Raw genomic sequence first — 22,591 nt, 5'->3', positions numbered from 1 at the left:
CACACTATTCCGAATAGCCGCGAAAAGCCCGGCTGCGCTTTCACAAGGATTTGATGGCTTCCACGTGTAGGAACTTCTCTGTTCCCACCGTCACAACATAGCGCAAGGCTGCCCGCGATTCTTCCAGGAAGGCCTAGGAAATTTCCTAAAGAAACATAGGAAAATTCCATAAAAAAACCCGAGGCCAGGCTCGGGTTATTTTCAGCTCAACCAACAGCGCAATCAGGCGTCTGGCATCTCCAGTGCGATACGCCCGCCACACGGGCATTCGTCCATGAGCCGATGGGCATCGACGAAGCGATCGAACGGGAACACCTTCACGATTTGCGGTTCCAGCACGCGGTCGGCGGTGAACTGGTTGATGTCACGCAGGGCGCGGTGCAGGGCCACCTGGTCCTGGGTGATGCCCAGTTCCGGCTTGCCGGTGAAGTTGCCGATGCAGTGCACAAAGAACTGGATGTTCTTCTGGAACGCCGCACAGGCCGGGAATGGCGTCTGGTTGCCGCCTTGCAGGCCATACAGCACCAGGCTGCCGCGCGGCGCCAGGACATCACCGAGCAGGGACATCTGCGGGCCGCCCAGGCCATCGAGGACCATGTCGACACCGCGGTTGTCGGTGTACTTGTTGATCTGCATGAGCAGGTCTTGCTCTTCGGTGACGATCACCTTGTCGGCACCGAGCTTGAGCAGGTTCTCGCGCTCGTCGCTGTCTTTGGTGGCGGCAATCACCTTCAGCCCCAGCGCCTTGCCCAACTGGACGAAGGCCGGGCCGGCACAATGGCTGGCGTCGGTGACCAGGGCGGTTTGCCCGGCACGGGCGCGGGCCAGGTCGACGTAGGCGAAGTAGGCGATCAGCAATGGCGTGTAATGCACGCTGGCCTGGATCGGGGTGAGCAGGTCCGGGTAGCGGGTCAGCGCCGTACGCGGCAGCACGATCACTTCACCGTAGACCGGGTGATCATTCGCGCTGGTGGCCGGGAAGCTGGCGACCTTGTCACCGACGGCGAGGTCCTCGACGCCTTCGCCCACTGCGGTCACGACCCCGGCCATTTCATGGCCCAGGCCTGACGGCAGACGTGCATGGGACGGCGCCAGGTTCTGCCGCCAGAGCACGTCATACCAGCTGATGCCGATCGCCTGAACGCGGATCTGCACCTCACCGGCTGCTGGCTGAGGCTCAGGTTGCTCTTCGCACTTGAGCACCTCGGCCGGGCCAAACTTGTGGAATCGGATCATGCGGGACATCGCAAACCTCGCCAAGTGAACCTTTAATGCCCTGAACTCTATCCGGGCTTTAGCGGTTAGACCATCAGTGGCCATTAATAGTCAACATGCCTGTCATTGATTGATGGTAGGCGCCGCCTACCGTGCCGCCCTGGCACACGGTGAAAATATTCCGGTGCAGGGTAACAGCCTTTGCCCTTAAGATTCACCCCTGCCCCGACCCGTCCTGTGAAGCGAAGCCGATGAACCGTAACGACTTGCGCCGCGTCGACCTGAACCTGCTGATTGTCTTCGAGACCCTGATGCACGAGCGCAGTGTGACCCGGGCTGCGGAGAAACTCTTCCTTGGCCAGCCGGCCATCAGTGCGGCGTTGTCGCGCCTGCGCGGCCTGTTCGACGACCCGTTGTTCGTGCGAACCGGGCGCAGCATGGAGCCTACGGCGCGGGCGGTGGAAATCTTCGCCTTGCTCTCCCCGGCGCTGGACTCGATCTCCACGGCGGTCAGCCGTGCTGCCGATTTCGACCCGGCAACCAGCACGGCGGTGTTCCGTATCGGCTTGTCGGACGACGCCGAGTTCGCCTTGCTGCCGCAGTTGCTCAAGCGCGTGCGCGCCGAGGCGCCGGGTATTGTGCTGGTGGTGCGGCGGGTGAACTACATCCTGATGCCGGCGTTGCTGGCTTCGGGCGAGATTTCGGTGGGGGTCAGCTACACCAGCGACCTGCCGGCCAATGCCAAGCGCAAGGTATTGCGCCGCAGCCGGCCGAAGCTGCTGCGCGCCGACTCGATGCCGGGCAACCTCAGCCTGGACGACTTCTGCAGCCGGCCGCATGCGCTGGTGTCGTTTGCCGGGGACTTGAGCGGGTTTATCGATGCCGAGCTGGAGAAGCTTGGGCGCAAGCGCCACGTGGTGCTGGCCGTGCCGCAGTTCAATGGCTTGAGCAGCTTGCTGACGGGCACGGACATTATTGCCTCGGTGCCGGACTACACGGCGGAGGTGTTGACCGCTGCCGGGGGATTGCGCGCGGAGGACCCGCCGTTGGAGGTGCAGAGCTTTGAACTGCATATGGCCTGGCGCGGGTCGCAGGACAATGATCCGGGGGAGCGGTGGCTGCGGTCGCGGATTCAGATGTTTTTCGGGGATCCGGATAGTCTTTAGGGGTAATCTGGCAAACTGTATATTTGATCATTTCTGGCTTTTCATAGGCCATGGAGATCTACCCAGTTCCAGAGGATGAGGCACCTTGGGGGCATATCTGAGGGCATGCGTGGGATGGTTTGAAAAGAACGCCCCCAGCCTAAGGTCAAGCAGGTTATTGATAAAGATAGCTCCGACCGGACCCTCTGCGAGTCTCTACACCAGCCTAAGACTTTCAGTGGAACGGTGAGTATGCAGCCGATGAACATTTGACTGACTCTCCAATATCACCACCAACTCGAAGATTGTCAGCTCAGGATCAAAACTATCTATGAACCCTCGACCCAACCGCGTATCAATCGCTGAGCCGTTGTGAAAGCAACACACACCACGCTGGACAAATGCGTGCACATGTAAAAATTATGATGGCATAACGCCCCAATCACCGGCAAAATCCACACGTTTCCAACGGATTTGAAGGACCGGTTCCGATGGCATGGCCATTCACGCTGAAACTCGACAGCGCAGCCTACCCGCTCAGCGTGGTACAACGCGCTGCTTACTCCCTGGCCGACACTGTCTCGATCCAGGTCGGTATTGAAGCCAATCAGATAAGCCTCACAGCCCACCCCTCTGAAGCAAGGCTAACGCTTTCCCCGGAGCAGGCTCACTCGCTGATCCTCCAGCATCTGAACGACTTCGCCCTACGCGACCATATCAACCGCGAAACAGCAGGGTTGCGCGAAATCCTGGCCCGAGCCGCGCTCGCTGGATGTGGGATCTCCCAGTGCGATTGATTGCGACAGACGCCAAGCACTACCGGTTGCTGCCTTTTCGATTCATGCGCATGAACACGGGACATGACCGTGACATCCTGCTCACCTCCGATACCGGTGAGTACATGCACGTGAACGACGCGCAATTACGAGCCCTCAGTTACTTCGACCTCCAAGCAAGTACGCCTTTTTATAAGGACCTGCTGGCCCGCCACTTCATCTATGAACCAGGCCGCCACGACCCATTCCCGGAAATGGCCGCGCAGTATCGCAGCCGCAAGGACTTCCTCTTCCAGGGCCCTGCACTGCACTTGTTCGTGGTTACATTGCGCTGCAACCACACCTGCCAGTACTGCCAGGTGTAGCGGGCCCCTCTGGGAGGATCCGACCACGACCTGTCGGAAGCGGATGCACAGGCAGCGGTCGATCGCCTGTTCGAATCGAACGCTCCCGCCCTGACTGTGGAGTTTCAAGGTGGCGAGCCGCTTCTGGCCTTCGGGCGCGTGCGCCAGATTGTCGAATGGGTCGTTGAACGGAACGTGGTCGAACAACGAGATATCCAGTTCGTCATCACCACCACGCTGCACCACCTGACGGAGGAAATACTCAACTTCGCAGAACAAAATCGCATCCAGTTTTCGACCTCGCTCGATGGGCCGGCGCCCTTGCACAATGCCAACCGCCCTACCCCATCACGAGACTCCTACGAACGCACTGTAAAAGGCATCCAGTGGGTCCGTGAGCGCCTTGGCCATGATTCAGTTTCCGCGCTGACCACGCTGACTTCAAGAAGCCTCGAACAACCTGAAGCGATCATCGACGAGTATGTAAGCCAGGGCTTCTCCAGCATCTCGCTTCGTCCTCTGAGCCCTTATGGGTTTGCCAGCAAGAGTGCCCATCGACTTGATTACCCTATTGAGCGATACCTGACCTTCTACAAGAAGGCCCTGGCCTATTTACTGCATATCAACCAACAGGGCTCATACCTCTCAGAGAGTTATACGAGCCTGTTGCTGAAGAATATTCTGACACCCTTCTCCTCCGGCTATGTAGACCTGCGCTCCCCTGCTGGCGCAGGCACTGCGGCGCTGGTTTACAACTATGACGGTTACGTCTATCCCTCGGACGAAGCCCGAATGTTGCTGGAGATGGGTGAAGACGGCTTGAGACTCGGCACCGTGAAGCAACCCTTGTCTGAATTACTCGCATCGCCCGTTTTGAATGCGTTGCTCTCCAGTGGTGTAGCAGAGGGGCTCCCGGGCTGCTCCGACTGCGCACTTGTCCCCTACTGTGGTGCTGACCCCGTCGAACACTATGCCCGCCAAGCTGACCCGATCGGACACCGAGTGTTCAGCAGCTTCTGCAAGAAAAATACGGGGCTGCTGAAGTATCTTTTCGGCCTGCTTTGCGATGGCGACGACAACGTGCAGAGGGTGCTGCTGTCTTGGCTGAACAGGCGCTCTTACAACGATGTCCGATTCCCGGGTTACAGGGGTTGATGGCGATGCTGCGCAAAGATACCCACTTTGAAATCCATCACCTGAATGAGCCGAAACTGCTCAAGGTGGTCACTCTGAATGAGTTCATCGAACAAGGCCTGGCTGTTTGTGCCGGAAGCGCTGAGTTCGGTGACTTGCTGCTTTGGCTGCCAAACGAAGAACGGCTAAGGAGCCCGCATCTGCTCTCACTACCAGTGGGTGGATTCCTGATCCCGGAGCCATTGATTGGCGACCTCTACAGCGCGCGGCCACACCTGCACACCCCAAAAGATGCGGATGTCGTGCGGCCCGGCGATGTCATTGCCATCACACCAGGCAACGCGATGGTGCGAGTGCTCTATCGACGTGGCTCAGACAGCAACCTGCTGTTCATGACCGATCGTTGCAACAGCCTCTGTCTGATGTGCTCGCAGCCGCCCAAAGATATCGATGACCGTTGGCACATCGAGGAGAACCTACGACTGATCGACCTGATGGACCCGGGCGAGGAAAATCTGGGAATTAGTGGCGGAGAACCAACGCTTTATCGTGATGGCCTGCTCGAAATCCTGGCTAAGTGCAAAGCCGTTTTGCCGCAGAAATCTATTCATGTGCTCAGCAATGGGCGCCTGATCCAAGACCCAAGCTGGATCGCAGCGCTCTCTGCCATTGGCCACCCTCAGTTGAGCTGGGGCATCCCCCTGTATGCCGACAACGCCGAAGACCATGACCATGTGGTGCAGGCTCCAGGCGCTTTCAGCGAAACCCTGCAAGGTCTTTACAACCTGGCCCGCGCCAACCAGATCATCGAGATACGCATGGTGCTCAATCGCCTGACCACGCCACGCTTGCCAGAGTTCGCCCACTACGTGTTCAGGAATCTGCCATTCGTGCGGCATGTTGCGCTGATGGGTATTGAAAGTACCGGCCTGGCCAGGAAGAACTACGAAGAACTGTGGATTGACCCGCTGGACTATCAGGAGTCGTTGAGCCAGGCCGTGTATTTCCTGTTCAACCGCGGAGTGCCGGTTTCGATCTACAACTTGCCCCTGTGCCTGATCCCAGCCCATCTCTCGCGTTTCGCCCGTCAGAGCATCTCGGACTGGAAGAACCTGTTCATCGATACGTGCCAGCAATGCGCTGCCGTCAAACATTGCTCTGGCTTCTTCAAATCCCACACCGACCGCTGGCAGAGCCGCGGCGTACAACGACTATCGACCGAGGCCTTTAGCGCCTATGCAAGGAGTGCACAGTGAAATTGCTCGACCGCTGGAAAGTCCTGATCAGTGGGATCAGCTTACTGCCAATGGCAGGTACCACCCTGGCACAGGCGGGCCATCTGTCGCTCGCCGATGCGAACTGGCAACCCAACGACAAGCTACAGCCCCCGGTATTTGCCGATACGCTCAATGCGCCAGACACCGTCAACATCTATGCGGCACATCGCTCGCACAGTTCACACCGGTCCCACAGTTCGCACAGTTCTCACTACAGCGGCTCGGGTGGCTATAGCGCACCTCGCTACTACAGCCCACCCGCTACTAGTACCCGAAGCTACAGTACGCCGAGTGCTTCGAGCAGCACCTCAAGCAGCAACAGCCTTTATCAGTCGTCTGGCACTACCAGCGGGACAAGTTCGAACACTTCAAAGAGCCGTACGACCAATGAGCAGAAAAGCAACCTGGTCACCCGAGTGCAGACCGCGCTGATGGTACGCCAGTATTACCAAGGCACCATTGATGGGGTGATGGGCAAGGCTACACGTGGTGCGTTGATGGCCTTTCAGATGGACAGTGGGCTGACCGTGAATGGCCGGATGGATACACCATCGCTGAATGCGTTGGGGATCAAGATTCCATAAGTCGCTTCAGGTTAAAGCGCGCGCCCGTTCAGCAACGAAGGAACTATCCCATGCAGCAGATCACTCAAGTAGACAACACTCTCTGGGCATTGATCAGCCGCCTGCAAGGCAAGGAACTGCAAACACCGTCGCGTAGCGCCCGTTTCCGTATCGCGACTGTTGATGCAAATCGTGTTGTGATTGAGACCGGATCAGAAGACTCGCAGTTGGCGCGGACTCGAGCAGCTTTCCAGCAAACGTTGAACTACCTCGCCGGTAACAATCATTTCGGCCAAGCACAAGCTGTGGAAATCAGCTCCAACCATACGTACGAAAAATCCGAGCCGCTTTGCCAAGCGGCTCGTTACAGAGCAGAAAGCAAGCCGGGCCGTACCAACTCACCTACATTCTGCCGACTCTGGAGCAGTGCCAGGGTCGGCATCCGGTCCACCACCCCAAACAGCACTTGGCTGCTGCCCTGAGCCGAGTTATAGGCCTCCTTTTAAGGCCTAAACTTGGTCTACCTCGGATAACGGCCATAGTCGGTTAGCAGGCTATGTATACAGCCTGATTGAAGACCCAACCATTGAGCGCAGTTATGGATTAACCTCTGACCAAGACAGACCAGCGGGCTATTACGGCACATCCCTTCATCAGCCTGTTTTGTCGCTCTTTTTCTAGAACTCGAAAGTCCCCAACAAGGCCAGAAGGCTCTAGCATGGGATGCTAACGGTTACTGATGAGCATTACGTACGGATACAGAAATGGCAAGGATTGATCTGAAAGTCCCCTTCTCAGAAAAAGATGACGCGAAATCACTCGGTGCCAGGTGGGATCCGGGCCTGAAGACTTGGTACATCCCCGAGGGGGTCGACATCGGCCCCTTCGCTCAATGGCTGCCCGTAACAGAGCACGCAGACCTGGAGCACGGACCTGAATTTAGTGTCAGAGCACCGTATTACTACGTCATAGAGTCAGTGTCCGACTGCTGGGGTTGCTCTAATTTGACCCGCGTGTTTTCGTTCAAGCTGCCCGAGCAGCACGAAGAGTTCGATTACTACGAGGATGAGGACGAAGATTTCGCGCTCACAAGCAACCTCGGCGAATGGAAGTGCCACGGGTATCGCGGAACGGTCTCCAACGTCGCCAGCCTCTCTCCCTTGGTCACGAAGCAGATCCATCACTTCACCAACAAGTTCAAGCAGGCCTACAGCAAAACGGTAGGCCGCCGTTACCTGATGAATCACTGCGAAAATTGCGGAGCCAAGCTCGGCGATTTTTTCATGCACAGCGAACCTGGTGGAGCTTTCTTCCCAACCTCACCACAAGAAGCTCAGCGGATGACTCTCATCAGAATCAACGAGCGGTTCGAAGCCAACTGCAGCGTCGGCTTTGCATCCGAAGATTTTTTCGATTGGATGCGGGTTCGAGAGCAACGCTAAATACCCTTTCCAACCCCGGATTGCCCGAGGACCTCACGCGCCTCAGGCCCACCTTTGGTAATGAGTAACATCAGTAGTCACTGAAGAGCGAGAAATCTTAAAAAAGCCGCAGTGTACTTTGCCAAGAAATACACTGTTCAGTTAAACGATCACTGGAGCACTACGAGGCCCGTCGTTTTCTCAGCTCATTGAATGTTTCTATCATCACTGGATTTGCTCCAACCGCCTCACCACCATAGTGCTTCATAGCTCGGGTAGCTAGGTATCGGTACGCTGTAGTGAATGGCACAAGGGCGCCCAACAGTGCGGACAGGATTTTACCCCGCTGAACCGCCTCTGGAATCAGGTTGTGCCTGGGCTCAAGCTTTCACTGGGGATGTCACAATGCTGGGATCAAGCACAATCAGTAGCGGATAGGTCACCTTGGTCTGCATCTCGTTTCCAGCAACTGCTTGGTAACCAGCTGCTCTTGATGCATCAACGATGTCTTCAATGCAGTCCCGGGTGGCCTGCTGGCATACGTTCCAGGCATGTACGCATCGGTGGTTTTGCGCTCATATGAAGCGAGACGCAACATCTCAGCCATAGCGCCTTCTTCTCTTCCTTCACCAATCGACGATCGATGCCAAACAATCCAATCTGAGATGACGGTACACTGAAAACCATCCGAATCCATCTTGGTCTATGTAAGAAATCGCCATTCTCGATCACTCGTAAACCTGATGCAGCTGAGGGCAAAGTTAGGGGCGAAATTCGATTTTTTCGGGCTGAAAACACCGCCCTAGAGCCAAGTCAAAATATTTTTTGGGGATCTGAATAGTCTTTGAAAGAAACCTTCAAAGACCCAGAAACGCGTGACGAAAATCATGCCCCACCCACCTCATATAACCCGAAGCAACGCCGCCTTGATAATAGCCTCCGAGCGCGTCGAGGCGTTCATCTTCCGGGTAAACTGCTTGACATGAAAATACACCGTGGCGCGCGTAACACTAATAGCATCAGCCACCTGCTTTGAAGTTAACCCCCCTGCCAGCAAACGCATTATCTGAACCTCACGAACATTCAGCTGACTGCCCACAACAGAGGGATCACACTTCAATATTTTATATATGTTCTGCGTCACCAAGCGCGACTCTGCAAACAACACCTCATACATTTCATTGAAATCAATATCCGGCCGTTGCCCACCCGCCCATATAAGCGTCATCAATGTCACACTGCCGTTGCGCATGGGATACACCAACGTAGAGGCCTCCGCATAACGATTGCCCGCAGGCGACTTTATCAACGTTGCAATACCGGGTGAAAAATGCCGCGCACCCTGCTCCCAATGACGTATGTCCTCGTCATTGTTCATCTCCAATACCGGGTCCGTCATCCACATTTTTCGCTGGTCGTAGAGCACCCGGCAGGAAAAGTCCAGATTGTCCGCAAGGTAGACCTTGGGCAGTGACACCGGCACGGCCGCCTTGTAGAAAATTGCATAATGACTACAACCGGTCTTTCGCTGGATCCTGCGGGTGAGCTCGTTTTGAAACGTGCCGCTGAATGACAGCCGCGCATAGTCAAACGCCTGCCGATGATCAACATGATATTTAGCCGCGACCATATCGTTCCTTGATGATTGTCAGAGGCGAAGCATCAGGCTAGCTACCCGATGCGGCGTTTTCAACCTGAGCAACGTATCGATTGCCCAAGGATCAGCCCGGCTAGCACAGGATTGCGTTGAAAAACTATCAACATTGATAGTGGGCGGGCTTTTTTTTCTACCACCCTGAACGTCGCTGCAGGCAATACGCAGCCGGAGCAACAGTACATATCTGCCTAAGATTCTCATGGAGAAATTATCATGAACGATATCGACACTATCACGAACGCTTGGGGACGCTGGAAAACCGCTCAATACGGCACCACCTGCTGGTTTACTGAAAGTACCCAGTACGCTCGCAACAAAGACACCAAAGGCTATATGCAGTATCAAACCAATGTTTCCGCACCTAAAGACCTGGTGTATTCAAGTTTCGTGCAAAAAGATGGTGGCAGCGCATTACTGGGCAAATACGACACCATCAATGACGGCGGCCAGGTCATTGAACATGTGGTCAGCCTCCAACAAGGCGTAACCGACAGTTTCACCTGGAGCGTGACCGAGCAACTCAAGGTCGGTGTCACGGTCAAGGTAAACGCCGGTATTCCACTGATTGGCGGCGCCGAAACCAGCAGCTCGGTTGAAATGACGCTGTCGTCGACGCAAGGCGCGAGCACGACCAAGGCCTCCAACTACGGCGCCTCGACCAAAGTGCCTATCTCCCCGCATACCCATGGCTGGGGTGAAGTCGACCTGAGCTTTACCGAGTTGAACACCCAATGGGTGGGCAATGCCTTGATGCAAGGCTATGTCGCCATCTGGTTCAACAACAAAGTCGCCATCAACAACAACGGCGACTACCACTACTTGTGGTTCATCCCGATCCAACAAGTCTTTTCCGAATGCATCCAGCACAACATCATCAGCACCTCCGGGTACATCGTGCAAAGCGGCGGCGTTACCGCGCAAGCCAGCGGGACCTTCCACAGCAGCATGGGCTTGAGCCTGAAAACCGTCGCACATGAACAGCCGTACCCCGGCAAGTCCGAAACGGTCAAAACCTACTATGGCTATGTCAGCACTCACCCGGAAGTAAAAGCCAAGATCCTTTCCGGCACCAACGACGAAAGAGCCAACGTGGATTAATGCTCGCTCTGTAATGTTGACCCTCAGCAACGCCAGCGCTTCGTGAAAAGAAGAGGCTGGCGTTGCACCAGCGGTGTATGATGCGAGTCATTCTCATAAACGCCCAGCCTCGCAATGCCCAACTCGCCTGCAAATCACCCGCTCATGGCCGCCCTCGCCCATCACTACGATGACCTGGTGGACTACATCAAGCGTCGCTTCAATGGGCGAGACTTTGCCCGCGACCTGATCCACGACGTGTGCGTGCAGATGATCGAAAAACCACCGCGCGAATCCATCGCCACGCCCTTGGCATTTCTGCGCAAGGCCGCCTTCAACCGTGCCATCGATCGCATCCGCGCCGAACGCACGCGCCAGTTACACCTGCAAGGCTACGTGCCAGAGTACGCGCAGGTCGACCCATGGGACGGTGCCCACGCGCTGGATTTTGAACAGCAGCTGGAGGCGTTGCTGGACATCATCGAAGCGTTGCCGGCGCGCCAACGCCAGGTGTTCCTGCTCAACCGCGTGCATGAAATGCGCTACAAGGAGATCGCCGATGGGCTGGGGATTTCCGTCAACATGGTGACCGTGCACTACGCCCGCGCCATGAAGACCATCGCGCAACACTGGGAACCGGCACGCCTTGCCTGCAACGCCAGCACCGGGAGAACCGCATGACCGCCCCTCGCCCCCCGGACAACAAAGCCGACCCGCTGAAGCCGTTCACCGATGCCTTGCGTGAGCGCGTACCCGGCAAGGACGCCTTGCTGAGCGAAGGCATGGCGCTCACCCAGAAACGCCTGAACAAGAAGAAAACCATCGCCGCCGGGTTGCCGATCCTCGCCCTCGCAGGCCTGCTGTGGCACCTGGACCCGGCCTGGCACACTGAAGACGTGCAGGTCGCCATCGGCCAGCGCGAGGCCATCAGCCTGGCCGACGGCAGCCGCGTCCTGCTCAATTCCGGCAGCCATCTGCGCATCGAAAAACGCCTGCGCAGCCGCCAACTGGAGTTGCTCGGCGGCGAGGCGCTGTTCACCGTGGTGCATGCCGACAGCGCCTTCATCGTGCGCAGCCAAGGCGTGCGCGTGCGTGATATCGGCACCGTGTTCAACCTGCGCAGCGATGCGCGCGGGGTGGATGTCGGAGTGATCGAGGGGAGTGTCGAGGTCAGCAATGCATCGGCCGCACCGCGCTTGCTGCGTGCCGGCGAAACACTGCGCGCCACAGCCGAACGGATCGGTCAGGTTGACCCTGCCGATACGGCGGCACTTACCGCCTGGCAACACGGCAAACTGCGTTTCGATGGCACGCCCCTGAGCGAAGTCATCGCCGACTTGCAGCCCTACCGTCAGGGGCGCATGCGCATCGCCGATGTCAGCACCGGCGAGTTGCGTTTGTCCGGTGAGTTCGACAGCTCACGCGTCGACGTGTTGATCGACATGCTGCCGAAGATCCTCCCGGTCAGGTTGCAACGCGGCAGCGACGGCAGCGTCGTACTCAGCCGGCTGCGCTGACAGACGAGAATTATTTTCAACACGACATACTGATTCGCGATGCGCCATACGCCATTGCCCTTTGAGAACACTCTCGACCATTGGGGATCACGATGAGCAACGCTTGGCTTTCGCACCGTTTGACACAGGGATTGGCACTGCTGGCTTCCAGCCTGGCACTGGCGGGCGTCGCCCAGGCGCAATCCCTCACCTACCGCGTCGACATCCCGGCCCAGGCGCTGGACAAATCCCTCAACGCGCTGGCACAGCAAACCGGCAGCCGCGTGCTGTTCGGTACCGACATCGCGGCCGACCAGCCCGCCCCGGCGCTGCACAACCAACTGACCGTGCAACAGGCGCTGGAAACCCTGCTCGGCCACAGTGGCCTGCAGGTGCAACGGATCGACGACAACAGCTACCTGATCGCCCGCCCGGCTGACGACGGGGCACTTAGCTTGGAGGCCACCACCATCCAGGGCCAAGGGTTGGACACCACCACCGAAGGCACTGGTTCCTACACCACCGGGCGCATGCAGTCGGCCAGCAAGCTGGCACTGTCGAACCGGGAAACCCCGCAGTCCGTCACCGTGGTCACCCGCCAGCGCATGGATGACCAGAACATGAAGTCCCTGGAGGACGTGCTCAGGAGTACCCCCGGCATTTCCATCACCTAGGACGGCCCGCAGCGGCCTACTTACTACTCACGCGGCTTTGCCGTCGAAAACCTCATGACCGATGGCCTGGCCAATGACCTGTCTCACTACCTGAGCCGGGACATGAACTCCACGCCTGACGTGGCGATCTTTGATCGCGTCGAAGTGGTGCGCGGCGCCACCGGCATGATGCAGGGCTCGGGCAACCCTTCTGCGGCCATCAACATGATCCGCAAACGCCCGACCGCCACCCCCAGTGTGAGCGTGACCGGCAGCGCCGGCAGTTGGGACAACTACCGCACCGAGTTCGATGCCTCCAGCGCGTTGAACGCCAGTGGCACCCTGCGCGGCCGGGTGGTCACCGCGTATCAGACCAAAGACAGCTTCCAGGACTTCACCAGCTCCGAACGCGCGGTGTTCTATGCGATCACCGAAGCGGACCTGAATGACGACACCACCTTCACCTTTGGCGCGTCAAACCAGAACGCCAACAACAACAGTTCCTGGGGTGGCCTGCCGGTCGCGGCCGACGGCAGCGATCTGCACTTGAAGCGCTCAACGTACCTGGGTAGCCAGTGGGAGTACTGGGACCAGGACAACACCACCGCATTCACCCGCCTGGAATATCGCTTTGCCGACAACTGGAAGATGCTCCTGGCCGCCAGCAAGAGCTGGTCGAAGTTGAGCATGCTGGGCTCCATCCCCGAGCGCATGGGCGACAACTTCGATGAATTTGGGCAGAACATCGGCCGGTACGACTACAAAGACCAGCAGAGCAGTTACGACGGCTATGTCACCGGCCCGTTCTCGCTGCTCGGACGCACCCATGAACTGGTAGTGGGTGCCAGCAAACGCGACCTGACGTTCAACGGCAAGGGCTTGCCCATCGACCTCGAAACGCATACCGACCTGAGTAACCCCACCGGCATTGCCAAGCCGGACATGAGCGCCAACCCCTGGACGCAACACCGGACCAGCGAACAGAAAGGCGCCTACCTGACCACCCGCCTGAACCTCGCCGATGACCTCAAAGTGATTCTCGGTGGGCGCCTGGACTGGTACGAGTTCGATGTCGATACCCGCTGGAATGGCAAATCCTCGGCCAGCAGCTTGCCGAACAAGGTGACCCGCCACCTGACCCGCTATGCCGGTGTCATCTATGACCTGGACCCGCATCACTCCGTGTACGTCAGCTACACCGACATTTTCCGCCCGCAGACCGAGCTCGATGCCCAGAACAATGCGCTCAAGCCCATCGAAGGCAAAAACTACGAGCTGGGCATCAAGGGCGAATACTTTGACGGCAACCTGAATGCCAGCGCGGCGATCTTCCGTGTTGACCAGCAAAACCGCGCCAAGCAACTCAACCCCATACAGTGCAGCGTGGCGGGCCCCACGTGCTATGAAGCGGCGGGTGAGGTCCGTAGCGAAGGCATCGAGTTCGAGGTCAACGGTGCCTTGTTGCCAGGCTGGGAACTGGGTGCGGGCTACACCTACGCTGCCGCCAAGTACACCAAGGACACCGACCAGGCCAATGTCGGCCGACTGTTCCAGACCGACATACCGCGCCATATCTTCAAGATGTTCACCACCTATCAACTGCCAGGCGAGTTGGAGCGCTGGACGGTCGGTGGCGGCCTGTACCGGCAGAACACGATCTACAAAACCGGCACCAATGACTACTTGAGCACCTTCGACTACCGCATCGAGCAGAAGGCCTACAGCGTGGTGGACCTGATGACCCGTTACAAGGCATCAGAGCATGTGGACATTCGCTTCAACCTCAACAACCTGCTCGACCAGCGCTACTACCAGGCTATCAGCGGCAACACGGATTACGGCACCAGCTTGTACGGTGAGCCACGCAATGCCATGGTCACGGTCAACTGGTCACTCTGATCACTGCGCCAACAACCGCTCCAGCAACCACAACCCCGCCGCGCCCGGCGGGGTCAGTTTCGACCAGGCGGCATCCACCGCAATCGGCCGCGGCCAGCCGCGCAACGTGAGCTCGATCAACTGGCCATGGCCGTACAGTTCGACCAGGCCATGGGGCAGCTCGGCCCAACCAAAGCCCGCCTCGGTCATCTCCAGCAGCAACAGGTAATCCGGTGCCGACCAGACCCGCCCCTGGGGTTTGTTTTCGCTGTCGGTGAAGGTGTTCAGGTAAAGCTGCCGATGCCCGCTCAGGTGGGACTGGCTCGGCGCATCCAACTGCGCCAGCGGGTGCCCCTGCGCCACGAAGATGCCCATCTGTGCAGACTGCGGCAAGCGCGTGGCCGCGACATCCGCCGGGTAGCTCGCCTGCGCCGCGAGCAGGCCCAGGTGTGCGCGGCCGCTTTGCAACAGGTTCAGCACATCGCCTGCCTCGGCGATCATGCATTCAAGCTCGATGTCCTGGTAACGCTGCTCGAAATCCCGCATCACCTGGTTGTTCGGGCTGAGCTGGTACATGTCGGACAACACCAGGGTCAAGCGCGGCTCGACCTTGTCGGCCAAGCGGATGCTCAAGGCATCCAGGCGCTCACTGGCCGCGAGAATCTCCTGCACATGCCCCAGCACCTTGCGCCCCGCCTCGGTGAGCACCGGGTGGCGGGCCTGGCGGTCGAACAGGCTGACGCCCAGGTCCGCCTCCAGGTTGGCGATGGCGGCGCTGATGGTCGACTGGCTCTTGCGCAACTTGCGCGCAGCCGCCGAGAACGAACCCAGGGCTACCGCTTCGACAAAGGCCTGCAATGCTTCAGGTGAATAGCGCATGGTCTATCGCTTTTATCGATGGAACCTATTTTTAACATAAGCAAAAAAGCGATGACAATCACTCCATCGAATCTCACCCCAGGTGATGTCATGCAAGTGCAAAACAAGTCGTTCGCTGAACGTGCCGTCCACGCCGTCGGTTTTGAAGTGATCGCGGTGCTGATCTGCGCCCCTGTCGGCGCCTGGTTGCTCAACCGTTCGATGCTCGAAGTGGGTGCGCTGGCACTGATGCTATCGACAGTCGCAATGATCTGGAACATGCTCTACAACATGGCTTTCGACCGTCTGTGGCCGGTCAGCCGGGTGGTGCGGAGCGTCAAGGTGCGTGCGCTGCACGCGGCTGGTTTTGAAACCGGGCTGGTGGTGATCGGCGTGCCGCTGGCGGCCCTGATGCTGAATGTGTCGCTGGTACAGGCGTTCATGCTGGAGATCGGTTTCTTCGTCTTCATGCTGCCCTACACCATGGCCTATAACTGGGTGTATGACCTGCTGCGCGAGCGTCTGGTCAACCCGCCAGCCAAGACGTTGCAAGTCTCGTAGAGGAAAGGCAATGGCCGCAAACGCAGCACACCGCTCCCTGTTGCTGGCCATTGCAGCCCTGCTCGTTGGTGCCTTGGCGCTGTTGGCCGGGTGCTCCTCACACGCCACGGCCCCGGTCACCGGGTCGCGCTGCTATGCCAAGGCCCTCCCCGTCAGCGGCGAGGGTGGCCTGGCCTGGGGCAATACCCTGCAAATGGCGCGCAAGAAGTCCATGGATGGCTGCATGCGCTATGCCGGGCGCTCGGGGGGAACACCGGGGTCCTGCAAAGTGGTGGTGGCTGAGTGCAAGTAACGCCGGACCGCTGCAATCACCGGTTTTGTCGCTGAAATTTAGGGCCTCATCGCCGGCAAAGCCGGCTCCCACAAGTTGAGACATATGTGAATTCACTGTGGGAGCTGGCCTTGCCAGCGATCGACCGCAAAGCGGTCGCCTACGCCGCTACCTTAAGCTTGCGCTGAATCACCCGCACTAGCGCGCTGATATCATTCCCAGTGATATTAACCTTCGTGCCATTCGATTCGTCGTTAATGGTTACAACTCGCAGAATCCGCCCACTATCAATACATTGGCGGAGTTCTCCATGGAACAGTCACTCAAACCCTTGCGCTACCCCCTTGCCGCCTTGGCATTGCTGGTAATGAGTGCCTGCGGTCGCACCCCCGAAGCCGTTCAGGCGCCCAGCGCGCCGAAGGTCAGTGTGGCCAAGGTCATCGAACAGCCTATCAACGAGTGGGACGAATTCACCGGCCGCCTGGAAGCGCCGGAAACCGTCGAAATCCGCCCCCGGGTCTCCGGCCAGATCGATCAGGTCGCCTTCACCGAAGGCGCCCAGGTCAAAAAAGGCGACCTGCTGTTCCAGATCGACCCACGCCCGTTCCAGGCTGAAGTCCGCCGCCTCGAAGCACAGCTGCAACAGTCCCGCGCCACTGCCATTCGCAGCGAGAACGAAGCCCAGCGTGGCGAGCGCCTGCGTACCAGCAACGCGATCTCCGCCGAACTTGCCGAATCGCGCACCAGCGCTGCGGCCGAAGCCCGTGCCGGGGTCGCCGCGATCCAGGCGCAACTGGACCTGGCTCGCCTGAACCTGAGCTTCCCCCGCGTCCCCGCGCCGATCAGCGGCCGCGTTAGTCGCGCCGAGTTCACCGCCGGCAACATCGTCACCGCCGATGTCACCCCGCTGACCAGCGTGGTCTCCACCGACAAGGTCTACGCCTACTTCGATGCCGACGAGCGCGTCTACCTCAAGTACACCCAACTGGCCCGCGACGGCCAGCGCGGCCAGAGCACCCCGGTGTACCTGGGACTGTCCAGCGAAACCGGCAACCCGCACCTGGGCCAGATGAACTTCGTCGACAACCAGGTCAACCCGAAAACCGGCACCATCCGCGGCCGCGCCGTGTTCGACAACAGCAACGGCGAGTTCACTCCTGGCCTCTACGCCCGCCTCAAGCTGGTCGGTAGCGCGACCTATTCGGCCATGCTGATCAACGATGAAGCGGTCGGCACCGACCTGGGCAAGAAGTTCGTGCTGGTCATGGACAAGGACAACAAGGCCGATTACCGCGCCGTCGAGCTGGGCCCGAAACTCGAAGGCCTGCGCATCGTGCGCAGCGGCCTGAACAAGGACGACCGCATCGTGGTCAAGGGCCTGCAACGTGTGCGCCCAGGTTCGCCGGTCACCCCGCAGGATACGCCGATGGCCAGCGACGCTACCCTCGCCACCCTCGCCCAGCAACGCCAGGCCCTTGAAGCCAGCACCCAAGGCCAGCCCGTGAGCAACCCCACGGTCAAGCTCGCCAGTGCCGCGACTCCACGTGGTTAAGGGATCAGTCCGATGAATTTCTCCCAGTTCTTTATTACCCGGCCGATCTTCGCCGCGGTGCTGTCGCTGCTGATCTTGATTGCCGGCAGCATCTCGCTGTTCCAACTGCCGATCAGCGAATACCCCGAGGTGGTGCCGCCGACCGTGGTGGTGCGCGCCAACTTCCCCGGGGCCAACCCCAAGGTGATCGGCGAGACCGTCGCCGCGCCGTTGGAACAGGCCATCACCGGTGTCGAGAACATGCTGTACATGTCCTCGCAGTCCACCGCTGACGGCAAGATCACCCTGACCATCACCTTCGCCCTGGGCACCGACCTGGACAACGCGCAGGTACAGGTACAGAACCGGGTGACCCGGACCCAGCCCAAGCTGCCGGAAGAAGTCACGCGCATCGGTATCACCGTCGACAAGGCCTCGCCCGACCTGACCATGGTCGTGCACTTGACCTCGCCGGATAACCGCTATGACATGCTCTACCTGTCCAACTACGCGATCCTCAACATCAAGGACGAGCTGGCTCGCCTGGGTGGCGTGGGTGACGTGCAGCTGTTCGGCATGGGCGACTACTCGCTGCGGGTGTGGCTCGACCCGAACAAGACCGCTTCGCGCAACCTGACTGCCAGTGACGTGGTCACGGCCATTCGCGAGCAGAACCGCCAGGTCGCCGCCGGCCAGCTCGGTGCACCACCGGCCCCAGGCTCCACCAGCTTCCAGCTGTCGGTGAACACCCAGGGCCGGCTGGTGACCGAGGATGAGTTCGAGAACATCATCATCCGCTCCGGCGCCAACGGTGAAATCACCCGCCTGAAGGACATCGCCCGCGTCGAACTCGGCTCCAGCCAGTACGCCCTGCGTTCGCTGCTGAACAACCAGCCGGCCGTGGCCATCCCGATCTTCCAGCGCCCTGGTTCCAACGCCATCGAGATCTCCGATGAAGTGCGCGGGAAAATGGCCGAGCTGAAAAAGGACTTCCCCGAAGGGATGGACTACAGCATCGTCTATGACCCGACCGTGTTCGTCCGCGGCTCGATCGAAGCGGTGGTGCACACCCTGTTCGAAGCGCTGATTCTCGTGGTGCTGGTAGTCATCCTGTTCCTGCAAACCTGGCGCGCCTCGATCATTCCGCTGGTGGCTGTACCGGTATCGCTGATCGGTACCTTTGCGGTGATGCACCTGTTCGGCTTCTCGCTCAATGCGCTGTCGCTGTTCGGCCTGGTACTGGCCATCGGCATCGTGGTGGACGACGCCATCGTGGTGGTGGAAAACGTCGAGCGTAATATCGGCCTGGGCCTCAACCCCCTGGAAGCGACCAAGCGCGCCATGGGCGAGGTGACCGGCCCGATCATCGCCACCGCGCTGGTGCTGTGTGCAGTGTTCATCCCGGCGGCCTTCATCTCCGGGCTTACCGGGCAGTTCTACAAGCAGTTCGCCCTGACGATTGCCATCTCCACGGTGATTTCAGCATTCAACTCGCTGACCCTTTCGCCTGCGCTGGCCGCAGTGCTGCTGCGTGAGCACAACGCGCCCAAGGACCGCTTCTCGCGCCTGCTGGAACGTCTGCTCGGCGGCTGGTTGTTCCGCCCGTTCAACCGCTTCTTCGAACGTGCCAGCCACAGCTATGTCGGCGCCGTGGCGCGGGTCATTCGCAGCAGTGGTATCGCCTTGTTCGTGTACGGCGGCCTGATGGTCATGACCTGGCTGGGCTTTGCTTCCACGCCAACCGGCTTCGTGCCCGCCCAGGACAAGCAGTACCTGGTGGCCTTCGCCCAACTGCCGGACGCTGCCAGCCTGGACCGCACCGAGGCGGTCATCAAGAAGATGAGCGAAATCGCCCTCAAGCAACCTGGCGTGGCCGACTCGGTGGCCTTCCCGGGCCTGTCGATCAACGGTTTCACCAACAGCCCGAACAGCGGCATCGTGTTCACCCCGCTCAAGCCGTTTGACGAGCGCAAGGACCCAAGCCAGTCGGCCGCCGCCATCGCCGCCGCGCTGAACGCGCAGTTCGCCGATATCGAAGACGCCTACATCGCGATCTTCCCGCCGCCGCCGGTACAGGGGCTGGGCACCATCGGCGGCTTCCGCCTGCAGATTGAAGACCGTGGCAACCTGGGTTACGAAGCGCTGTACAAGGAAACCCAGAACATCATCGCCAAGAGCCACAACGTGCCGGAGCTGGCCGGGCTGTTCACCAGCTACCAGGTCAACGTGCCGCAGGTCGATGCCGCCATCGACCGGGAAAAGGCCAAGACCCATGGCGTGGCGATCAACGATATCTTCGACACCCTGCAGATCTACCTGGGCTCGCTGTACGCCAACGACTTCAACCGTTTTGGCCGCACCTACCAGGTCAACGTCCAGGCTGAACAGCAGTTCCGTCTCGACGCCGAGCAGATCGGCCAGCTGAAAGTGCGCAACAACCAGGGCGAGATGATCCCGCTGGCGACCTTCATCAAGGTCAGCGACACCTCGGGGCCGGACCGCGTGATGCACTACAACGGCTTCATCACCGCAGAAATCAACGGCGCTGCCGCCCCAGGCTACAGCTCCGGGCAAGCGGAAAAAGCCATCGAGAAACTGCTCAAGGAAGAACTGCCCAACGGCATGACCTTCGAATGGACCGAGCTGACCTACCAGCAGATCCTCTCGGGCAACACCGCACTGTTCGTCTTCCCGCTCTGCGTGCTGCTGGCCTTCCTGGTGCTGGCGGCTCAATACGAAAGCTGGAGCCTGCCGCTGGCGGTGATCCTGATCGTGCCGATGACCCTGCTGTCGGCAATTACCGGGGTGATTCTCTCAGGTAGCGACAACAACATCTTCACCCAGATCGGCTTGATCGTACTGGTGGGGCTGGCGTGCAAGAACGCGATCCTGATCGTCGAGTTCGCCAAGGACAAGCAGGCCGAAGGGCTCGACCCGCTGGCTGCGGTACTGGAAGCCTGCCGCCTGCGTCTGCGGCCGATCCTGATGACCTCGTTCGCTTTCATCATGGGTGTGGTGCCGCTGGTGTTCTCCTCCGGTGCCGGTGCGGAAATGCGTCATGCCATGGGCGTGGCGGTGTTCTCCGGGATGATCGGGGTGACCTTCTTCGGCCTGCTGCTGACCCCGGTGTTCTTTGTTCTGATTCGCCGTTACGTGGAACGTAGCCAGGCGCGCAAGGCCGCCCGGCAACTGGCGCTGGAGACCCAAGCATGAGTAGCGTGAAACTGTGGATGCCGAGCCTGTTGGTGCTGGCGCTGGCCGCCTGCGCGGTAGGCCCGGACTACAAGGCGCCGGAAACGGCGGCCGCGCACCTGGATGCGGCCGATGCGACCGAGGCCAAGGCGGCCTTCGACCGCAGCCGTTTCGAATCGGCGTGGTGGCATCAGTTCGAGGACCCGGTGCTGGACCAACTGGTCAGCCAGTCGCTGAACGGCAACCGCGACCTGCGGGTGGCGTTTGCCCGGCTCAAGGCGGCGCGTTCGATTCGTGAAGACGTCAGCAATGACGCCCTGCCAACCGTTACCAGCCGCGCCAGCAGCGAACTGGGCAAGGGCCAGATCCCTGGCCAGACCGAGCGCCGGGTCAATAGCGAACGCTATGACCTGGGCCTGGACATGGCCTGGGAGCTGGACCTGTTCGGCCGCATCCAGCGTCAGTTGGAAGCGAGCGAGGCGCAGGAAGCGGTCGCGGCGGCCGACCTGCAACAATTGCAGGTAAGCCTGATTGCCGAGCTGGTCGATGCCTATGGGCAACTGCGCGGTGCGCAGTTGCGCGAGAACATCGCCCTGGCCAACCTCAAGACCCAGCAGGACTCACGCGGCATCACCGTGACCCTGCGTGACGCCGGGGTTGGCAACGACCTCGACGTGGTCCGTGCCGATGCGCGCCTGGCGGCGGTCGAGGCGAGCGTGCCGCAGCTCCAGGCTGAGCAGGTGCGGGCGAAAAACCGTATTGCGACGCTGCTGGGGCAGCGTCCGGAGGCCTTGAGCATCGACCTGTCGCCCAAGCAACTGCCGGCGATCGCCAAGGCATTGCCGATTGGCGACCCGGGCGAGCTGCTCAAGCGTCGCCCGGACGTACGCAGTGCCGAGCGCCAGTTGGCGGCGGCGACGGCGAACGTTGGCGTGGCCACTGCCGACCTGTTCCCACGGGTCAGCCTCAGCGGCTTCCTGGGCTTCACCGCGGCACGCGGCTCGCAACTGGGCTCGTCGGCGGCGCAAGCCTGGGCGCTGGGCCCGAGCATTACCTGGCCGGCGTTTGACCTGGGCAGCGTGCGTGCGCGCTTGCGCGGTGCGAATGCTGAAGCCGAGGGTGCCTTGGCGACTTATGAGCAACAGGTGTTGTTGGCATTGGAAGAGTCCGAGAACGCTTTCAGTGACTACGCCAAGCGCCAGCAGCGGCTGATGGCCCTGCTGCGCCAGAGCGAGGCTAGCCGCAAGGCGGCGGAGTTGGCGTCGATTCGTTACCGCGAGGGTACGGTCGATTACCTGGTGCTGCTGGATGCCGAGCGTGAGCGGCTGAGCGCCGAGGATGCCCAGGCCCAGGGCGAAGTTGATCTTTATCGTGGTGTCGTGGCGATCTACAAGGCATTGGGCGGCGGCTTGCAGCCTGAGGCAGTGGCCTCGGCACACTGATTGCAAAAGCTCCTTTGGTTGGTTTATTCCGACTCTTTGCCCCGCTTGCGGGGCTTTTTTATGGGGCCTGAAAACCGGGTTATACGGGGGTGTCAGAAAT

Annotated in this window: 17 protein-coding genes and 2 pseudogenes; 16 read left to right on the top strand and 3 right to left on the bottom strand. The window is 59.7% G+C overall.

All coding sequences use genetic code 11. The features are described 5' to 3' along the window. Positions 1-222 precede the first annotated feature (222 nt). Entirely contained in the window at positions 223-1,245 is a 1,023-nt protein-coding gene (locus M5G11_RS22095; protein ID WP_273913216.1) for a zinc-dependent alcohol dehydrogenase family protein, read from the bottom strand. A gap of 221 nt (positions 1,246-1,466) precedes the next feature. Here M5G11_RS22095 and M5G11_RS22090 point away from each other — a divergent pair, with 221 nt between their 5' ends. The 7 genes and pseudogenes from M5G11_RS22090 (at position 1,467) to M5G11_RS22060 (ending at position 7,896) form a co-directional block, all read left to right on the top strand. After that, on the top strand, positions 1,467-2,381 hold the full coding sequence (locus M5G11_RS22090; RefSeq protein ID WP_273913217.1) for a LysR family transcriptional regulator: 915 nt from the start codon (positions 1,467-1,469) through the stop codon (positions 2,379-2,381). Between the two features lie 470 nt (positions 2,382-2,851). Beyond that, on the top strand, positions 2,852-3,157 hold the full coding sequence (gene hxsD, locus M5G11_RS22085) for a His-Xaa-Ser system protein HxsD (RefSeq protein ID WP_273913218.1): 306 nt from the start codon (positions 2,852-2,854) through the stop codon (positions 3,155-3,157). Then, a pseudogene (hxsB, locus tag M5G11_RS22080) lies at positions 3,148-4,635 on the top strand (His-Xaa-Ser system radical SAM maturase HxsB). Before hxsD ends, hxsB begins: the two are co-directional and overlap by 10 nt. After that, entirely contained in the window at positions 4,635-5,870 is a 1,236-nt protein-coding gene (gene hxsC / locus M5G11_RS22075; protein ID WP_273913219.1) for a His-Xaa-Ser system radical SAM maturase HxsC, read from the top strand. Before hxsB ends, hxsC begins: the two are co-directional and overlap by 1 nt. Continuing rightward, a complete protein-coding gene (hxsA, locus tag M5G11_RS22070) occupies positions 5,867-6,475 on the top strand; it encodes a His-Xaa-Ser repeat protein HxsA (RefSeq protein ID WP_273913220.1) in 609 nt (202 codons plus the stop codon). Before hxsC ends, hxsA begins: the two co-directional genes overlap by 4 nt. A gap of 50 nt (positions 6,476-6,525) precedes the next feature. Beyond that, the gene (locus M5G11_RS22065; protein ID WP_273913221.1) at positions 6,526-6,936 is read left to right on the top strand and encodes a hypothetical protein; all 411 of its coding nucleotides are present in this window, start codon (positions 6,526-6,528) and stop codon (positions 6,934-6,936) included. 282 nt (positions 6,937-7,218) lie between these two features. Then, complete coding sequence (locus M5G11_RS22060) at positions 7,219-7,896, top strand: DUF5710 domain-containing protein (RefSeq protein WP_273913222.1); 678 nt, start codon at positions 7,219-7,221, stop codon at positions 7,894-7,896. Between the two features lie 880 nt (positions 7,897-8,776). Here M5G11_RS22060 and M5G11_RS22055 read toward each other — a convergent pair. Next, positions 8,777-9,505 carry a helix-turn-helix domain-containing protein gene (locus M5G11_RS22055; RefSeq protein ID WP_273913223.1) on the bottom strand — a complete coding sequence of 243 codons (729 nt, stop codon included), beginning with the start codon at positions 9,503-9,505 and terminating at the stop codon, positions 8,777-8,779. 240 nt (positions 9,506-9,745) lie between these two features. Here M5G11_RS22055 and M5G11_RS22050 point away from each other — a divergent pair, with 240 nt between their 5' ends. The 4 genes and pseudogenes from M5G11_RS22050 to M5G11_RS22035 all read left to right on the top strand — a co-directional run bounded on the left by M5G11_RS22050 (position 9,746) and on the right by M5G11_RS22035 (position 14,657). Beyond that, positions 9,746-10,630 (top strand): hypothetical protein, encoded by an 885-nt coding sequence (locus tag M5G11_RS22050; protein WP_273913224.1) that lies wholly within the window; start codon positions 9,746-9,748, stop codon positions 10,628-10,630. 144 nt (positions 10,631-10,774) lie between these two features. After that, entirely contained in the window at positions 10,775-11,290 is a 516-nt protein-coding gene (locus M5G11_RS22045) for an RNA polymerase sigma factor (RefSeq protein WP_273913225.1), read from the top strand. Next, complete coding sequence (locus M5G11_RS22040) at positions 11,287-12,126, top strand: FecR family protein (protein WP_273913226.1); 840 nt, start codon at positions 11,287-11,289, stop codon at positions 12,124-12,126. Before M5G11_RS22045 ends, M5G11_RS22040 begins: the two co-directional genes overlap by 4 nt. A gap of 92 nt (positions 12,127-12,218) precedes the next feature. After that, positions 12,219-14,657, top strand: a pseudogene (locus tag M5G11_RS22035) (TonB-dependent siderophore receptor). On the opposite strand, the gene M5G11_RS22030 reads toward M5G11_RS22035, so the two are convergent. Continuing rightward, the gene (locus M5G11_RS22030; protein ID WP_273913227.1) at positions 14,658-15,515 is read right to left on the bottom strand and encodes a LysR family transcriptional regulator; all 858 of its coding nucleotides are present in this window, start codon (positions 15,513-15,515) and stop codon (positions 14,658-14,660) included. Between the two features lie 90 nt (positions 15,516-15,605). Between M5G11_RS22030 and M5G11_RS22025 the strand changes: the two genes are divergently transcribed. The 5 genes from M5G11_RS22025 (at position 15,606) to M5G11_RS22005 (ending at position 22,491) form a co-directional block, all read left to right on the top strand. Further along, positions 15,606-16,055, top strand: a complete 450-nt coding sequence (locus M5G11_RS22025) for a multidrug/biocide efflux PACE transporter (protein WP_273913228.1) — start codon at positions 15,606-15,608, stop codon at positions 16,053-16,055. 10 nt (positions 16,056-16,065) lie between these two features. After that, positions 16,066-16,347 (top strand): hypothetical protein, encoded by a 282-nt coding sequence (locus M5G11_RS22020; protein WP_273913229.1) that lies wholly within the window; start codon positions 16,066-16,068, stop codon positions 16,345-16,347. 289 nt (positions 16,348-16,636) lie between these two features. Next, positions 16,637-17,878, top strand: a complete 1,242-nt coding sequence (gene mexE, locus M5G11_RS22015) for a multidrug efflux RND transporter periplasmic adaptor subunit MexE (protein WP_273925359.1) — start codon at positions 16,637-16,639, stop codon at positions 17,876-17,878. Positions 17,879-17,890: 12 nt separating this feature from the next. Next, complete coding sequence (locus tag M5G11_RS22010; RefSeq protein ID WP_273913231.1) at positions 17,891-21,070, top strand: efflux RND transporter permease subunit; 3,180 nt, start codon at positions 17,891-17,893, stop codon at positions 21,068-21,070. Beyond that, positions 21,067-22,491, top strand: a complete 1,425-nt coding sequence (locus M5G11_RS22005; RefSeq protein ID WP_273913232.1) for an efflux transporter outer membrane subunit — start codon at positions 21,067-21,069, stop codon at positions 22,489-22,491. Before M5G11_RS22010 ends, M5G11_RS22005 begins: the two co-directional genes overlap by 4 nt. Positions 22,492-22,591: the final 100 nt, after the last annotated feature.

Source organism: Pseudomonas fontis (assembly GCF_028656955.1).
Taxonomy (GTDB): Bacteria; Pseudomonadota; Gammaproteobacteria; order Pseudomonadales; family Pseudomonadaceae; genus Aquipseudomonas; species Aquipseudomonas fontis.
Note: the sequence above shows the minus strand (reverse complement) of the source record. Positions and strands in the feature narration are given on the sequence as shown.

Excerpts from the sequence above, each read along its gene's own strand:
- M5G11_RS22095 (WP_273913216.1), bottom strand. The coding sequence starts at position 1,245 with ATGTCCCGCATGATCCGATTCCACAAGTTTGGCCCGGCCGAGGTGCTC.
- M5G11_RS22090 (WP_273913217.1), top strand. The coding sequence starts at position 1,467 with ATGAACCGTAACGACTTGCGCCGCGTCGACCTGAACCTGCTGATTGTC.
- hxsD (WP_273913218.1), top strand. The coding sequence starts at position 2,852 with ATGGCATGGCCATTCACGCTGAAACTCGACAGCGCAGCCTACCCGCTC.
- hxsC (WP_273913219.1), top strand. The coding sequence starts at position 4,635 with ATGGCGATGCTGCGCAAAGATACCCACTTTGAAATCCATCACCTGAAT.
- M5G11_RS22065 (WP_273913221.1), top strand. The coding sequence starts at position 6,526 with ATGCAGCAGATCACTCAAGTAGACAACACTCTCTGGGCATTGATCAGC.
- M5G11_RS22060 (WP_273913222.1), top strand. The coding sequence starts at position 7,219 with ATGGCAAGGATTGATCTGAAAGTCCCCTTCTCAGAAAAAGATGACGCG.
- M5G11_RS22055 (WP_273913223.1), bottom strand. The coding sequence starts at position 9,505 with ATGGTCGCGGCTAAATATCATGTTGATCATCGGCAGGCGTTTGACTAT.
- M5G11_RS22050 (WP_273913224.1), top strand. The coding sequence starts at position 9,746 with ATGAACGATATCGACACTATCACGAACGCTTGGGGACGCTGGAAAACC.
- M5G11_RS22045 (WP_273913225.1), top strand. The coding sequence starts at position 10,775 with ATGGCCGCCCTCGCCCATCACTACGATGACCTGGTGGACTACATCAAG.
- M5G11_RS22040 (WP_273913226.1), top strand. The coding sequence starts at position 11,287 with ATGACCGCCCCTCGCCCCCCGGACAACAAAGCCGACCCGCTGAAGCCG.
- M5G11_RS22030 (WP_273913227.1), bottom strand. The coding sequence starts at position 15,515 with ATGCGCTATTCACCTGAAGCATTGCAGGCCTTTGTCGAAGCGGTAGCC.
- M5G11_RS22025 (WP_273913228.1), top strand. The coding sequence starts at position 15,606 with ATGCAAGTGCAAAACAAGTCGTTCGCTGAACGTGCCGTCCACGCCGTC.
- M5G11_RS22020 (WP_273913229.1), top strand. The coding sequence starts at position 16,066 with ATGGCCGCAAACGCAGCACACCGCTCCCTGTTGCTGGCCATTGCAGCC.
- mexE (WP_273925359.1), top strand. The coding sequence starts at position 16,637 with ATGGAACAGTCACTCAAACCCTTGCGCTACCCCCTTGCCGCCTTGGCA.
- M5G11_RS22010 (WP_273913231.1), top strand. The coding sequence starts at position 17,891 with ATGAATTTCTCCCAGTTCTTTATTACCCGGCCGATCTTCGCCGCGGTG.
- M5G11_RS22005 (WP_273913232.1), top strand. The coding sequence starts at position 21,067 with ATGAGTAGCGTGAAACTGTGGATGCCGAGCCTGTTGGTGCTGGCGCTG.